This is a genomic window from Caulobacter sp. CCH9-E1, assembly GCF_001556515.1.
Taxonomy (GTDB): Bacteria; Pseudomonadota; Alphaproteobacteria; order Caulobacterales; family Caulobacteraceae; genus Caulobacter.
In genome coordinates this window covers 1-13,862 of sequence record NZ_LSJA01000084.1, presented here as the reverse complement: position 1 = coordinate 13,862, position 13,862 = coordinate 1, and the positions used below count along the sequence as shown (strand labels likewise).

Below are 13,862 nucleotides of genomic sequence, written 5' to 3'. Positions count from 1 at the left end.
GCCCGGCCATGGTCCAGACGGTTCTGATCTATTCGATGGGCGAGGTGATCGGCGACGGGCTGATCAAGCTGCCCTTCATCGCCGGCCTGCGCGCGGCGTTCCCGGACGCCCGGATCAGCTGGTGCGCCGCCAAGGGCGAGACCGTCTACGCCGGGCCGCTGAAGGCCGTGGTCGCGGGCTACGTCGACGAGGTGATCCTGAACGGGGCTAACGGGGCCAAGGCGCTCGACAGCCTGCCGTGGTCCAAACCGTTTGGCGGTCGCAAGTTCGACCTCGTCATCGACACCCAGGAGAACCTGCGGCGCAGCGGCGTCGCCCGGCGCGGGGCGGCGGGCCGCTTCGTTTCCGCCGCTCGGGAGGCGCGGAGCCAGGATTGGCCGGTGGCGGTGACCGACCGCCTGGCGCGGCTGCTGGCGCTGGCGACGGACGGGCTGGGCGCGCCGAAGCCCTTGGCCCTGACCCATCCCGACGCACTCAAGGCCGCCGAGCGCCTGCTGCCGTCCGGCCCGACCTATGTCGGCCTCGCGCCCGGCGCGGGCGGCCAGGACAAGCGCTGGCCGCTGGAGAACTATCTGGACCTGGCCCGCCGGATCGTCGCGAAGGGCTGGACGCCGGTGTTCTTCTTCGGGCCCGACGAGGCTGACGACGCGGCGGTCGCGGCCCGCGAAATCCCGCAAGCGCTCCAGCCCGAGCGCAACCGTGTCGACGACTTGCCGGTCAAAGGTCCGCTGCTGGTCATCGCCCTGGCCGGTCGGCTGGCGGCGGGAGTCGCCAATGACGCCGGGCCGGGCCACATGCTGGCGGCCGGCGGCGCGCCTTTGCTGTCGCTGCAACAGGACCGTCGCAAGGCCGTGAAGTTCCGCCCCGCCGCCGCGCGGCTTGAGATGCTGGTCGCGGAGGACTACGGAAGCGGCATGGGCGCCCTGCCGGTCGACGCGGCCTGGGCGGCCCTTGAAAAGCTGGTGTCCGGAGTTTCCTGAATGTCCATCCTCGCGCCGATCTCGGCGGGCGAACTGGTCGACAAGATCACCATCCTGCGCGTGAAGGCCGAGCGCATCGGCGATCCGGCCAAGGAGGCCAATGTCCGCAAGGAACTGGACCTGCTGGAGGCCACGGCGCGCGAGCACCTGCCCGACACGGCGGAGATCGCCCGACTGACCGAGGAGCTCACCGCCGTCAACGCCGCGCTCTGGGACATCGAGGACGGCAAGCGCGACTGCGAGCGCCGCCAGGACTTTGGCCCGGACTTCGTGACCCTGGCGCGACGCGTCTATATCGACAACGACCGCCGCGCCGCCATCAAGCGGGCGATCAACGAGGCCGCCGGATCGGAGATCGTCGAGGAGAAGAGCTACAAGCCCTATCTCCAGGCGTCCAAAGACTGATGCAAGCCGTTCACGGCGCTCGCGAAATGATCGCCGGCATGACGCCGGAGCTGAAGAGCGGCGTCTACGTCTTCTGCGCGGCGGGAGATCGCGATTGGCGAGCCCTCGAGCCGCTGGCGATGTTCCGCGAGGTCGAGGGGGTCAGCCTGATCCTGGAACGCGAGGCGGCGCGCGCCGCCGGCTTTCCGGTCGAGGCGCCGATGGCCTTGATCACGCTGAACGTCTACTCGGCCCTCGACGGCGTCGGCCTGACCGCCGCCGTGGCGACCGCGCTGGCCGAGGCCGGGATCGCCTGCAACATGGTCGCGGCGCTGAACCACGACCATGCCTTCGTGCCGGCCGATCGCGCCGAGGAGGCGCTCGAAATCCTCAAGGCCCTGCAGGCCGCCGCTAGCGCCCCTTGAACGCCGCCGCGCGCTTCTGAAGGAAGGCGCTGACGCCCTCGATGAAGTCCTCGGTCTTGCCAGCGAGCTTCTGGGCCTTGCGTTCGGCGTGCAGCTGGCCGGTCCAGTCGGCGTCGAGGCTGTCCCAGACGAGCTTGCGGATCAGCCCCAGGGCCGCCGGACCGCGCGCCAGCTCCTGAGCGATCGCGGTGGCCGCGCCGATCAGTTCGTCGTCCGGCACGCAGCGATTGACCAGCCCCCACTGCAGCGCGGTCGCCGCCGAGACCTTGTCGCCCAGCAGCATCATCTCCATGGCCCGCGCCTTGCCGACCAGGCGCGGCAGCAGGTAGGTCGAGCCGCCGTCGGGCGCCAGGCCGATGCGGCGGAAGGCCTGCAGGAAGTAGGCGCTCTCGGCCGCCACGATGATGTCGCCCATCAGGGCGATCGAGCAGCCCACGCCCGCCGCAGGGCCGTTCACCGCCGTCACGATCGGCAGCGGGAAGTCCTTCAGCAGGGTCATCAGCGGGTTGTAGATCGTCTCCAGCGCCGAGCCTGCGTCCGGCTTGCCGTCGACGTCCAGCTCACGACCCGCCGCGCCGCCGCCGGAGAGGTTGGCGCCCGAGCAGAAACCGCGGCCTTCGCCGGTCAGGATCACCGCGCGCGCCTCGACCTTGCCGGCGGCGATCGATGAGAAGGCGTGGGTCAGCTCGCGGGCGACTTCCAGGCTGGCGGCGTTCAGCGTGGCCGGATCGGCGATCGTGACGGTGGCGACGCCGTCCTGCGTCGAGACACGGATCTTCTGATAGTCCACGGCCTTGAACCTCCCTTGGTCTCTTTGGGGCGGAGTCTAGGCGCCTTTGCCCCTTGGGAAGGCTAGCGGAATCTTCAACGAAAAACGCCGCCGATGCGGGATCGGCGGCGTTTTGTCGAAATCAGGCTGGAGGGGATCAGGCCGCGTTGGCCGAGGCCGGCATGCCTTCGGCCGCTGTCACCCGGTTGCGACCGCCACGCTTGGAGGCGTAGAGCGCCGCGTCGGCGCGCTCCATGATCGAGTGGCCGCTTTCGCCCGGACGGCGTTCGGCGAAGCCCGACGAGATGGTGATCGCGCCCAGGTCCTCGTTGGTCGAGCGGCGCTTGAGCATGCGCGACGACACCTCGACTCGGATTTCTTCCAGCGAGGCGGCGATGACCGCCGAATTTTCGCGCGGGAAGATCATCGCGAACTCCTCGCCGCCGTAGCGAGCGGCGAAGCGCGGCGGGGCGGCGACGCGGCCGATCACCGAGGCGACATAGCGGATGACCTGGTCGCCGGTCTGGTGGCCCCAGGTGTCGTTGAAGCCCTTGAAATGGTCGATGTCGATCACGGCCAGGCACAGCGGCGTGCCCTGATGGTCGGCCTCGGCGCAGGCGCGGTCCAGTTCCTCGTCGAAGGCCTTGCGGTTGGCGAGATTCGTCAGGCCGTCCGTGGTGGCTTCGCGGCGGACCTGCTCGAGATGCTCGCGCAGGCGCTCGACCTCCGAAGTCGACTCCGCCAGGCGCGCCTCCAGCGACTGGTTCTCGCGGTGCACTCGGCGGGTGGCGTCGGCCAGACTCGAGACGACCACCTTGATGGCCTCGACATCGGTCGACTTGTCGAGGTTCTTGGTCGCGCCGGCCAGTTCCTTGCCGAAGGCGGCGTTCGACTTCTGGGCGTTCTGGATGGCCTTGGCGACGGCTTCCAGTTCCTTGGACAGGATGTCGCCGGCGTCGCGGATCTGGTCGTTCAGGCGCGCCTTGGGCAGATAGGTCGCGGCCAGCTCCTCGCTGACCAGCTCGGTCATCGGCTCGCCGATCGAAATCAGACGGGTCAGTTCGCGCGCGAGGGCGCCGTCCGGATCGGCGACATAATGCGTCCAGAGCTCGAAATTCAGCGCGGTCGGCCACACCTGGTGGCGCTCCATCAGCTCCAGCGCGCGAGACGCGATCTTATAGGCTTCCGGGCCCCGCAGCGTGGTTTCGACGTCCGACATATCTCTCATCCCCCGTCCGTCCTTTCCGTTGGGGAAAGGACGATCGCATGGACAGGGAGACTAGACGGCAGAGTTCTTACGACCCGTTAAGAACGAACAAGGTTCGCTTGCGCGCGAACGCACGCTCGCGCATGGTGAACGATGATAAGATGAGCGACGGGCCACGGGCGCCGCGCCAGCCACGGGAGGCGAGACATGAACGCTCCAATGAATTCTCTGGACGCTCACAAGGCGACCATGAACGATGTGCTGAACCGCCAGAAGGCCGCGCATCTGCGCGACGGGCCGCCCAGCGTCGAGAAGCGGATCGACTGGCTGAACCGCTCGATCGACCTGCTGATCGGCCACCAGGCCGAGATCGCCAAGGCGGTGAACGCGGACTTCGGCTCGCGCTCGCCGGAGGCCACGGCCCTGACCGACGTGGCCGGCTCCATTGGTCCCTTGAAGTTCGCCCGCGAGCATGTCGCCAAGTGGATGCGACCGCAGAAGCGCAAGACCACGCCGGCGATCCTGGGCCTGTTCGGCGCCAAGGCGACGGTGCAGTATCAGCCCAAGGGCGTGGTTGGGGTGATCAGCCCGTGGAACTTCCCGGTCAACCTGACCTTCGCGCCGCTGGCCGGGATCTTCGCCGCCGGCAATCGCGCGATGATCAAGCCGTCGGAATATACGCCCGCCACCTCCGACCTGCTCAAGACGATGTTCGCCAAGGCCTTCGACGAAGAAGAAGTCGCGGTGTTCGTCGGCGGGCCCGAGGTTGGGCAGGCGTTCTCGGGCCTGGCCTTCGATCACCTGGTGTTCACGGGCGCGACCTCGGTGGCGCGACACGTGATGCGCGCCGCCGCCGAGAACCTGGTTCCGGTCACCTTGGAGCTGGGCGGCAAGAGCCCGGTGATCCTGTCGCGCGGCGCCGACATCGCCACCGCGGCCGCACGGATCATGAACGGCAAGACGCTGAACGCTGGCCAGATCTGCCTGGCGCCCGACTACGTGCTGGCGCCGCAGGAGGATCTCGAGACCTTCGTCGCCGAGGCCAAGGCCTCGGTCGGCCGCTACTTCCCGACGCTGAAGGACAATCCCGACTACACGGCCCTGGTCGCCCAGCGGCACTATGATCGGGTGAAGGGCTATGTCGAAGACGCCAGGGCCAAGGGCGCGCGGGTGGTCGAGATCAATCCCGGCGGCGAGGACCTGTCGCAGCAGGAGCACCGCAAGATCGCCCCGACCCTGATCATCGACCCCACCGACGACATGAAAGTGATGCAAGAGGAGATCTTCGGTCCGGTCCTGCCGGTGAAGAGCTATCGGACGATCGACGAGGCCGTGGACTATGTGAACGCCCACGACCGGCCGCTGGCGCTCTACTGGTTCGGGACCGACGAGGCCGAAAAGGACCGCGTGCTGGCCCGCACCACCAGCGGCGGCGTCACGGTCAATGACGTGATCTTCCACGTCGCCCAGGAAGAACTGCCGTTCGGCGGGGTCGGCCCCGCCGGCATGGGCGCCTATCACGGCCACGACGGCTTCCTGGAGTTCAGCCACAAGAAGGCGGTCTTCCAGCAGTTGAAGAAGGACATCGCGCCGATGCTGGGCCTGCGCCCGCCGTACGGCGAGGCGATCCGCAAGTATCTGGCCGGCCAGATCAAGCGCTAGGGGGGGCGACGGAGGGTTTCCTCGCGGCGCGCGGCATGCTCCAAGCGGGCATGACCGCGTCGCTGCCCGTGCGCTCCATCGTCGAAGCCCAGGACATGCCGCGCCTGCAGAGCGTCGACCTGCCAGGTTGCCTGGCGCGCGGCGAACCGGGCGTGGCTTGGGCGCCCGAGCATGACGCCTCCATGGGCGCGCCGCTGGGCCAGTTGGGCGGGCCCGAAGCCGCCGCCTGGCCCTTCGCCATCGCCGCTCCGCCGCCGGTCAATGTTCCGGCCCTCTGCGTGGTGGGAGAAACGTGGTGGGCGCCGCGATTCGGCGCCCTGATCGGAACGGACGGCGCGCTCTACAACGCCACGATCGGCGAGGCGCGACACGGCTCGCAGGACCTGTCGGCGATCCCGGGTTTGCGGGACAAGGCTTCGCGCTTCACGCCGCCCGTTTCGGCGCCGATCCTGGAGGGCGGAGCGGTGTTCCTGCCCTGGGGCGCGACCTTCAACTACGGTCATTTCGTCATCGACGCCCTGCCATCGCTGCTGGCGCTGGAACAGGCTGGCCTGCTCGAGACCATGCCGATCCTGGCGCCCAAGCTAGCCGCCTGGCAGCGCGACCTGATCGCCTTGGCCTTTCCCGGCCGCGTCGTGACCGAGATCGAGGCCCCGGTCGTCCGGTTGAAGCGCGCGACCTTCGCCACCAGCATCGATCACTTCCTGCACCACCCCAACGGGCTGCTCGCGGACCTGGCGGCGCGGGTCCTGGCGCGCGCGCCGGCCGGCGCGGGACATCGTCGCGTCTATCTTTCGCGTCGGGGCCAGTCGATGCGGGTCATGGTGGGGGAGGCGGCGTTCGAGCAGGCGCTCGCGGCGCGAGGCTTCACGATCGTGCGGCCGGAGACGCTCGATGCGGCCGAGCAGGTCGCCCTGATGAGGGACGCCGAGGTCGTGGTCGGCGCCAGTGGCGCGGCCCTGGCCAACGCCGTCTTCCTGTCGCGAGGCGCGCGGGTCGTCGAGATCCAGCCGTTGAACTTCACCAGCCAGTGGGTGAGGGCGGCCTGCCGCCAGGTGGGCGCGGACTGGCGCGGCTATGTCTGCGCCTCGCCCTGTCCCGCCCGCGCGGCGCCGCTGACCGCCAGGCTTCGGCGCGGCTTCAAGTTCGCGTTCAAGCCGCCGCTGGACGACCTTCTGCGCTTCGTCGACGCGGCGCTATAGCAGGCCCTTGCGGCCTTCGACCCACAAATCCAGCGGTTGCTTCTCCTCGCGGCGGACCATGCCGTAGTAGCCGACCGCGAACACCACCACTGCGGTGGCGAGGCCGCCGAAGAAGCCGGCCGGCGTGGCGAACCACACCGTCAGGGCGCTGATCAGCACCGCCGTGTGCAGCATCGCCCATCGCACCAGGACGGCGAAGGCGTGGTAAGTGCGTTCGTGGGCGATGAGGATCGCCTCGCGTTCGGCGGTGTCGTGTTCGAAGGCGTCAGGCTGGGTGGCGGCCATGGCGCGGTCCTCCCTGTGCTGGTTCGCGGCTGTTAAGCGCCGTGCGTCGAAAACGTCCGCCAGAATACCTGTGTTCCGCCAAGCGCGCTATCGAACGGCGCGCGGGTTAAGCTTAGCATCGTGCGATTCCTCGGCCGCCCTGGAGCAGGGACCATGCCCAACCCGCTGCAGCTTTTGCTGCCGGCCCTGATCCCGTCCTGGAACTTCTTCGACGTCATCGCCCCGTCGCCGCGGGTGGAGTTCGCCGTGACCTCCTCAGCGGAGGCGGCGCCCGAGGCGTGGCGCGAATTCCGGCCTAGGCCGCATCGCCTGACGCCTGGGACGATGGCCGCCCGGATGCTGTGGAACCCGCGCTGGAACGAGAGCCTGTTCCTGGTCAGCTGCGCCGAGCGCCTGATCGACAATCCGACCGCGCACAGCGAGGACGAGATCTTCAAGCGCATCGCCGCCGATCTGGCGCGGCAGCCCGAGACGGTTGAAGGCTGGCTGGCCTTCCGGTTGGTGTTCGTCGCCCGCGAGGACCAGGCGATCTTGCGCGAGGTGCTGTTCGAGGCTTCGCCGCGCGCTCTGGCCGAGATCGACGTCCGATGACGCTGCCGGACGCCATGCGCCTGACGCAGATGCTGCTGGCCCTCGCGCTATTGCAGCAGAGCCTGGAGCATCTGCGCGGCTTTCGCGACGAGCGCGCCCTGTTCCTGGCGCGCGCGATCCTGTGCGTGCTAGTGCTGCTGGGCGTGGCCTCGCCCTGGCCGCTGACGGCGATGGCGGCGCTGTCGCTGCTGATCCTTCACCGGTTCCAGGGACCTTACAACGGCGGCAGCGACCGCATGGGCCTTCTGTCCCTGTGGTGTCTGACCCTGGCCAGCCTGGCGCCCAGCACGCCGCTGAAGGAGCTGTTCTTCGGCTATCTGGGCGCGCAGCTCGTCCTGTCCTACTTCATCTCGGGCTGGGTGAAGGTCGTGAACCCCGAGTGGCGGTCGGGGCGGGCGCTGCGCGACGTCTTCCAGTTCTCGGCCTATCCGGTCGCGGAGTCCCTGCGCGCCTTGGCTGAGCAACCCAGGCTGCTGACCGTGATGTCGTGGGCGGTCATGGGGTTCGAGCTGGCGTTCCCGCTGGCCATGCTGACCAAGCCGACTCTGATCGCGGCTCTGGTCGTCGCCGGGACCTTCCACCTCGCCAACGCCTGCCTGTTCGGCCTGAACCGGTTCTTCTGGACCTGGCTGTCGGTCTATCCGGCGATCCTGTGGCTGCAGTCGCGCCTGATCCCGTAGCCCGAAAGCAGAAGGGCGCCGGACGATGCCGTCCGACGCCCCTCAAGGTCTGTTGCTCAGGCTGGCTTACTTGGCGCGCGGCGGCTTGGCCAGGAAGGCGGGAATGTCATTGCCGAAGCCGACCACGCGACGGTCGTCGTCGTCGCGGTCGCGGACGGGCTGGACGCCGCGCACCGGGCGCTCGGGACGTTCCGGACGCTCGGCGCGCGCGGGACGTTCGGTCTCGACCACTGGCGCGGGAGCCGCCTTGGGTTCGCGCGGCTCGCGCTCGCGGCGCGGCTTGCGTTCGCGAGCGGGACGCTCCTCGGCGACGACTTCCGGCGCGTCGGTGACGACGGCTTCGGCCGGCGCCTCGGCGGCGGTTTCCTCCGAGCGGCTGCGGCCGCGGCCGCGACCCGGACGGTCGCCGCGTTCGCCGCGATCACGGCCGCCGCGCTTGCGGTCGCGGTCGCCCTCGCGCTTGACGGTGACGGCGTTCGAATAGTCGAGGTCGAGCTTCTCTTCGTCCGGCGTCGAGCCGATCAGCTTGACGACCTTGTCGAAACCCTTGTCGTCGGCCGGGGTGACCAGCATGTAGGTGATGCCCGTCCGGCCGGCGCGGCCGGTGCGGCCGATGCGGTGGACATAGTCGTCGGCGTGGTGCGGGACGTCGTAGTTGAAGACGTGGCTGACGGCGGGGATGTCGAGGCCGCGGGCGGCGACGTCCGAGGCCACCAGGATCTTCAGCGCGCCCGAGCGGAAGTCCGCCAGGGTCTTCATCCGCTGCGTCTGGTCCAGGTCGCCGTGGATCGGGGCGGCGTCGTAGCCGTGCACCTTCAGCGACTTGGCGACGATGTCGACCTCGGTCTTGCGATTGCAGAAGACGATGCCGGTCTCGATCTGGGCCTTCTCGATCAGAGCGCGCAGCGCCAGGCGCTTGGCCTTGGGATCGGAGGAGGGGACCTTGACCAGCAGCTGGGTGATGTTGGCGTTGGTCGTCGCCGGACGGGCCACCTCGATCCGCACCGGATCGCGCAGGAACTGCTTGGTCAGGCGGGTGATTTCCGGCGGCATGGTCGCCGAGAAGAACAGGGTCTGCTTCTTGGGCGGCGTCATCTTGAAGATGCGCTCGATGTCCGGAATGAAGCCCATGTCCAGCATGCGGTCGGCTTCGTCGACGACCAGAAACTGGACGCCGGTCATCAGCAGCTTGCCGCGCTCGAAGTGGTCGAGCAGGCGACCCGGCGTGGCGATCAGGACGTCGACGCCGCGATCCAGCTTCTTTTCCTGGTCGCCGAACGAGACGCCGCCGATCAGCAGCGCCCAAGAGAGCTTGGTGCCCTTGGCGTACTTCTCGAAGCTGGAGGCGACCTGGTCGGCCAGCTCGCGGGTCGGGGCGATGACCAGGGCGCGCGGCATGCGGGCCTTGGCTCGGCCCGACTGCAGCTTGTCGATCAGCGGCAGGGTGAAGGCGGCGGTCTTGCCGGTGCCCGTCTGGGCGATGCCGAGGACGTCCTGGCCCGCGAGGGCGACGGGAATGGCCTGGGCCTGGATGGGGGTCGCAGTGGTATAGCCGGTGTCGGCGACCGCCTGCAGGGTCGTGGGCGAGAGCCCTAGGTCGGAAAATTCAGTCATTACACGCTGGTCTGCTCGGAGCCGCCCGTGCTTGGGCGAGCGGGCGGCGCGGATTCGCCAGACCTGCTCCGAAGCTGGGGATAAATAGGCCGAAAGTCGCCAAAGTCAATCGCCACAAGGCGCGAAGGGGTATTTTGAGGCCGTCGGGCGGGCATGATGCTGGCGCCCGATCGACCGCCGCTCTATATCCGGCGGCGCATGACCATCGACCACGACTCCCGCCTTCGGCGCCTTCGTTTCCGCGCCTGGCATCGCGGTTTCCGGGAAGCGGACCTCATTCTGGGGCCGTTCGCGGACATCCATGGCCCGAACCTGACTCCCGAGCAGTTCGATACGCTGGAAACCCTGCTCGAACAGTCCGATCGCGAGATCTACGCCTGGATCGTCGGCCAGGAGCCGACGCCGGAAAGGTTCGAGACCGACGTCATGGCGATGATCCGCGCGTTCAGGTTCGAGGCGCATGCGTCGCGCCCCGCCGGCGATGGCGCCTGACCCCTTTCTAGATCAAGAGACCCGATGGCCTACGACGCCAAACAGATCGCCAAGGCCGCCGGCGGCCTGACTCTCGCCGGCGCGCCGGAAGGCTTCGACGCGCTGGTGATGGCCGATATCGCCCGGGCGCGCGGCGGCCTGACCGCCTTCGTCGCCCGCGACACCGCCCGCGCCGGCGCCTTCGTCGACAGCCTGAAGTTCTTCGCCCCCGAGATCGAGGCGGTGATCCTGCCCTCGTGGGACTGCCTGCCGTACGACCGCATCGGCCCGTCGGCCAGCGTCTCCGCCACCCGGATGTCGACCCTGTCGCGCCTGGCGCGGGGTCTGGGCGAGAGCAAGCCGGCCATCCTGGTGATCGCCGCCCACGCCCTGCTGCAGCGCGTGCCGACCAAGGACGTGCTTCTGCGCGCCAGCTACAGCGCCAAGGTCGGCGGCGTCGTCGACATCAAGGACCTCGAGACCTATTTCGCCGTCAACGGCTATGCGCGCGCCTCGACCGTGTCCGAGCGCGGCGAATTCGCGATCCGCGGCGGCGTCATCGACGTCTATCCGCCCGCCGCCGAGGAGCCGGTGCGTCTCGACCTGTTCGGCGACACGCTGGAGAGCATCCGCGCCTTCGATCCCGAGACCCAGCGCTCGACCAAGCAGCTGAAGGAGATCGACCTCCTGCCGGTCAGCGAGGCGCTGCTGGACGCCGACGCCGTCTCGCGATTCCGCAAGGGCTATGTCGCCGCGTTCGGCGCGCCGGGCGATGATCCCCTGTACGCCACGGTCAGCGAGGGCGGCCGCCGCGCCGGTCTCGAGCACTGGCTGCCGCTGCTGTACGAGCGCATGGCGACGCTGTTCGACTACCTGCCGGCTGGCGCCCTGATCGGCGTCGACCACCAGGCCGCCGAGGCTCGCGACGAGCGGCTGGCGATGATCCACGACGCCTATGAGGCCCGCGCCAGCGCCGACCGCAAGTCGGCCTATCGTCCGCTGCCGCCCGAGGCGCTCTACCTGACCGCCGACGAATGGGACCGCGAACTGTCCGACCGCACGCACCGCCAGTTCACGCCGTTCCAGCCTCAGGGCCTGGATGTCGTCGACCTGGGAGCCAAGCTCGGCCGAACCTTCGCCGCCGAGCGGGCCCAGGACAGCGTCAACCTGTTCGAGGCCACTGCAGCCCACGCCCGCGATCTCGCGGGCAAAGGAAAACGCGTGCTGTTCGCCTCATGGTCGGAGGGCTCGTCCGAGCGCCTGGGGACCATGCTGGCCGATCATGGCCTGAAGAAGATCCCGTTCGCCGGCTACTGGCAGGCCGCCAAGGCCAATGACCCCAAAGTCCCGCAGCGCGTCGTGCTGCCGCTGGATCACGGGTTCGAAACGGAAGCCCTGGCGGTCATCTCCGAGACCGACATTCTTGGGGATCGCCTGGCGCGTCCGCGCAAGAAGCGCCGCGCCGCCAACTTCCTGGCCGAGGCCTCGGCGCTGACGCCGGGAGACCTCGTCGTCCACATCGACCATGGCATCGGCCGCTACGAGGGCCTCAAGACCCTCGACGTCCAGGGCGCGCCCCACGACTGCCTGGACCTGCTCTATGGCGGCGAGGCCAAGCTCTATCTGCCGGTCGAGAACATCGACCTGCTGACGCGCTACGGCGCCGCCGACGCCGACAACGTCCAGCTGGACAAGCTGGGCGGCGCGGCGTGGCAAGGCCGCAAGGCGAAAGCCAAGGAGCGTCTGCGGGTCATGGCCGAGGGCCTGATCCAGATCGCCGCCGCCCGCCAGCTCAAGCACGTCGAAGAGACCGATCCGCCGCACGGCGTGTTCGACGAGTTCTGCGCCCGCTTCCCGTATGAAGAGACGGACGACCAGCTCAGCGCCATCCACGACGTCTTGGAGGACCTGTCCTCCGGCAAGCCGATGGACCGCCTGATCTGCGGCGACGTGGGCTTTGGCAAGACCGAGGTGGCCCTGCGCGCGGCCTTCGTGGTGGCGATGAGCGGCAAGCAGGTGGCGATCGTCTGCCCGACGACGCTGCTGGCCCGCCAGCACTACAAGACCTTCAAAGACCGCTTCCAGGGCTGGCCGGTCAAGGTCACGCGTCTGTCGCGCCTGGTCACCGGCAAGGAAGCCGCCGAGACCCGCGAGGGCCTCGCCAACGGTCAGTTCGAGATCGTGGTCGGCACCCACGCCATCCTGTCCAAGCAGGTCTCGTTCAAGGACCTGGGCCTGGTCATCGTCGACGAGGAGCAGCACTTCGGGGTCAAGCACAAGGAGAAGCTGAAAGAGCTTCGCGCCGACGTGCACATGCTGACCCTGACCGCCACGCCGATCCCGCGCACCTTGCAAATGGCGCTCAGCGGCATTCGGGAGATGTCGATCATCGCCACCCCGCCGGTCGATCGCCTGGCGGTGCGCACCTACATCAGCCCGTTCGATCCGGTGACCCTGCGCGAGGCCCTGCTGCGCGAGAAGTATCGCGGCGGCCAGTCCTATTACGTCGTGCCGCGCATCAAGGACCTGGAGGACATCGAGAAGTTCCTCCGCACCCAGGTCCCCGAGGTGAAGTACGTCGTCGGCCACGGCCAGATGTCGGCCACCCAGCTGGAAGACGTGATGACGGCCTTCTACGAGGGCCAGTACGACGTGCTTCTTGCTACCACTATCGTGGAGAGTGGGCTCGATATCCCCTCGGCCAACACCCTGATCGTTCACCGCGCCGACATGTTCGGCCTGGCCCAGCTCTACCAGATCCGGGGGCGCGTCGGCCGCTCCAAGGCCCGCGCCTACGCCTATCTGACGACGCCGGTCGAAAAGTCGCTGACCCTGTCGGCCGAGAAGCGCCTGCAGGTGCTGCAGTCGCTGGACAGTCTGGGCGCCGGCTTCCAGCTGGCCAGTCACGACCTGGACCAGCGCGGCGGCGGCAATCTGCTGGGCGACGAGCAGAGCGGCCACATCAAGGAGATCGGCGTCGAGCTCTACCAGCAGATGCTGGAGGACGCGGTGGCCGAGCTGAAGCAGCGGCAGGGTCAGGAAGCGCTGATCGAAGACCGGGGGTGGTCGCCGCAGATCAACACCGGCGCGGCCGTGATGATCCCGGACGACTACGTGCCGGACCTCAATGTGCGCCTGTCGCTCTATCGGCGCCTGTCCGAAGCCGAGAAGGCCAACGATCGCGAAGCCCTGGCCGCAGAGATGATCGACCGCTTCGGCCCGCTGCCACCCGAGACCGACAGCTTGCTTAAGGTCGTCGCCATCAAGGGTCTGTGCCGCGAGGCCAATGTCGCCAAGATCGATGTCGGCCCCAAGGGCGCGGTCGCCAGCTTCCGCAACGACGAGTTCGCCAACCCGCTGGCGCTGGTCCAGTTCGTCGCCAAGAACAGCCTGGTCTGGAAGGTGCGTCCCGACCAGAAAGTCGTCGTGAAGGGCGAATGGGAAACCCCGGCGCAGCGCCTGGACGCGGCCGAGAAGATCCTGACCCAGCTGGCGAAACTGGCGAAGGGGTAGGGCGGCTAGTTCCTCCCCCGCCTCGCGGGGGAGGTGGCCCGGAGGGTCGGAGGGGGCGAGCTCGGCCGACCTCCAGCTT

13 protein-coding genes are annotated in these 13,862 nt (G+C 68.6%); 9 read left to right on the top strand and 4 right to left on the bottom strand.

From position 1 onward, the window contains the following. The first annotated feature begins 8 nt into the window (after nucleotides 1-8). Genes AX690_RS04610 through AX690_RS04600 form a run of 3 tightly spaced genes read left to right on the top strand, consistent with a single transcriptional unit; the run spans nucleotide 9 to nucleotide 1,789 of the window. Nucleotides 9-980 carry a glycosyltransferase family 9 protein gene (locus tag AX690_RS04610; RefSeq protein ID WP_066684232.1) on the top strand — a complete coding sequence of 324 codons (972 nt, stop codon included), beginning with the start codon at nucleotides 9-11 and terminating at the stop codon, nucleotides 978-980. Further along, on the top strand, nucleotides 981-1,385 hold the full coding sequence (locus tag AX690_RS04605; RefSeq protein WP_066684229.1) for a DUF6165 family protein: 405 nt from the start codon (nucleotides 981-983) through the stop codon (nucleotides 1,383-1,385). It begins immediately after the preceding gene. Further along, entirely contained in the window at nucleotides 1,385-1,789 is a 405-nt protein-coding gene (locus tag AX690_RS04600) for an ACT domain-containing protein (protein WP_066684228.1), read from the top strand. Before AX690_RS04605 ends, AX690_RS04600 begins: the two co-directional genes overlap by 1 nt. On the opposite strand, the gene AX690_RS04595 is transcribed toward AX690_RS04600, so the two are convergent. Together AX690_RS04595 and AX690_RS04590 are read right to left on the bottom strand one after the other, a co-directional pair. Beyond that, complete coding sequence (locus AX690_RS04595; RefSeq protein ID WP_066684226.1) at nucleotides 1,776-2,579, bottom strand: enoyl-CoA hydratase/isomerase; 804 nt, start codon at nucleotides 2,577-2,579, stop codon at nucleotides 1,776-1,778. The two genes, AX690_RS04600 and AX690_RS04595, sit on opposite strands and share 14 nt — an antisense overlap. 136 nt (nucleotides 2,580-2,715) lie before the next feature. Further along, nucleotides 2,716-3,777 carry a GGDEF domain-containing protein gene (locus AX690_RS04590; protein ID WP_066684224.1) on the bottom strand — a complete coding sequence of 354 codons (1,062 nt, stop codon included), beginning with the start codon at nucleotides 3,775-3,777 and terminating at the stop codon, nucleotides 2,716-2,718. Between the two features lie 195 nt (nucleotides 3,778-3,972). On the opposite strand from AX690_RS04590, the gene AX690_RS04585 reads away from it, so the two are divergent. After that, the gene (locus AX690_RS04585) at nucleotides 3,973-5,427 is read left to right on the top strand and encodes a coniferyl aldehyde dehydrogenase (RefSeq protein ID WP_066684223.1); all 1,455 of its coding nucleotides are present in this window, start codon (nucleotides 3,973-3,975) and stop codon (nucleotides 5,425-5,427) included. Between the two features lie 50 nt (nucleotides 5,428-5,477). Next, on the top strand, nucleotides 5,478-6,629 hold the full coding sequence (locus tag AX690_RS04580; RefSeq protein WP_066684300.1) for a DUF563 domain-containing protein: 1,152 nt from the start codon (nucleotides 5,478-5,480) through the stop codon (nucleotides 6,627-6,629). On the opposite strand, the gene AX690_RS04575 is transcribed toward AX690_RS04580, so the two are convergent. Beyond that, nucleotides 6,624-6,914: an aa3-type cytochrome c oxidase subunit IV gene (locus AX690_RS04575; RefSeq protein WP_066684221.1), complete on the bottom strand. Its 291-nt coding sequence runs from the start codon at nucleotides 6,912-6,914 to the stop codon at nucleotides 6,624-6,626. The two genes, AX690_RS04580 and AX690_RS04575, sit on opposite strands and share 6 nt — an antisense overlap. A gap of 153 nt (nucleotides 6,915-7,067) precedes the next feature. On the opposite strand from AX690_RS04575, the gene AX690_RS04570 reads away from it, so the two are divergent. Beyond that, nucleotides 7,068-7,505 carry a hypothetical protein gene (locus AX690_RS04570; RefSeq protein ID WP_066684219.1) on the top strand — a complete coding sequence of 146 codons (438 nt, stop codon included), beginning with the start codon at nucleotides 7,068-7,070 and terminating at the stop codon, nucleotides 7,503-7,505. Beyond that, the gene (locus AX690_RS04565; protein WP_066684218.1) at nucleotides 7,502-8,185 is read left to right on the top strand and encodes an HTTM domain-containing protein; all 684 of its coding nucleotides are present in this window, start codon (nucleotides 7,502-7,504) and stop codon (nucleotides 8,183-8,185) included. The genes AX690_RS04570 and AX690_RS04565 overlap by 4 nt, the downstream gene beginning before the upstream one ends. Nucleotides 8,186-8,251: 66 nt before the next feature. On the opposite strand, the gene AX690_RS04560 is transcribed toward AX690_RS04565, so the two are convergent. Then, the gene (locus AX690_RS04560; RefSeq protein ID WP_066684217.1) at nucleotides 8,252-9,799 is read right to left on the bottom strand and encodes a DEAD/DEAH box helicase; all 1,548 of its coding nucleotides are present in this window, start codon (nucleotides 9,797-9,799) and stop codon (nucleotides 8,252-8,254) included. A 198-nt stretch (nucleotides 9,800-9,997) separates the two neighbouring features. Between AX690_RS04560 and AX690_RS04555 the strand changes: the two genes are divergently transcribed. Together AX690_RS04555 and mfd are read left to right on the top strand one after the other, a co-directional pair. Continuing rightward, entirely contained in the window at nucleotides 9,998-10,291 is a 294-nt protein-coding gene (locus AX690_RS04555; protein WP_066684298.1) for a succinate dehydrogenase assembly factor 2, read from the top strand. Nucleotides 10,292-10,315: 24 nt separating this feature from the next. Next, the gene (mfd, locus tag AX690_RS04550; protein ID WP_066684214.1) at nucleotides 10,316-13,783 is read left to right on the top strand and encodes a transcription-repair coupling factor; all 3,468 of its coding nucleotides are present in this window, start codon (nucleotides 10,316-10,318) and stop codon (nucleotides 13,781-13,783) included. Nucleotides 13,784-13,862: the final 79 nt, after the last annotated feature.

Bases quoted from the DNA above. Each gene is read 5' to 3' on its own strand.
- AX690_RS04585 (WP_066684223.1), top strand. From the start codon at position 3,973: ATGAACGCTCCAATGAATTCTCTGGACGCTCACAAGGCGACCATGAAC.
- AX690_RS04565 (WP_066684218.1), top strand. From the start codon at position 7,502: ATGACGCTGCCGGACGCCATGCGCCTGACGCAGATGCTGCTGGCCCTC.
- AX690_RS04575 (WP_066684221.1), bottom strand. From the start codon at position 6,914: ATGGCCGCCACCCAGCCTGACGCCTTCGAACACGACACCGCCGAACGC.
- AX690_RS04560 (WP_066684217.1), bottom strand. From the start codon at position 9,799: ATGACTGAATTTTCCGACCTAGGGCTCTCGCCCACGACCCTGCAGGCG.
- AX690_RS04580 (WP_066684300.1), top strand. From the start codon at position 5,478: ATGACCGCGTCGCTGCCCGTGCGCTCCATCGTCGAAGCCCAGGACATG.
- AX690_RS04570 (WP_066684219.1), top strand. From the start codon at position 7,068: ATGCCCAACCCGCTGCAGCTTTTGCTGCCGGCCCTGATCCCGTCCTGG.
- AX690_RS04610 (WP_066684232.1), top strand. From the start codon at position 9: ATGGTCCAGACGGTTCTGATCTATTCGATGGGCGAGGTGATCGGCGAC.
- AX690_RS04555 (WP_066684298.1), top strand. From the start codon at position 9,998: ATGACCATCGACCACGACTCCCGCCTTCGGCGCCTTCGTTTCCGCGCC.
- AX690_RS04605 (WP_066684229.1), top strand. From the start codon at position 981: ATGTCCATCCTCGCGCCGATCTCGGCGGGCGAACTGGTCGACAAGATC.
- AX690_RS04600 (WP_066684228.1), top strand. From the start codon at position 1,385: ATGCAAGCCGTTCACGGCGCTCGCGAAATGATCGCCGGCATGACGCCG.
- AX690_RS04590 (WP_066684224.1), bottom strand. From the start codon at position 3,777: ATGTCGGACGTCGAAACCACGCTGCGGGGCCCGGAAGCCTATAAGATC.
- mfd (WP_066684214.1), top strand. From the start codon at position 10,316: ATGGCCTACGACGCCAAACAGATCGCCAAGGCCGCCGGCGGCCTGACT.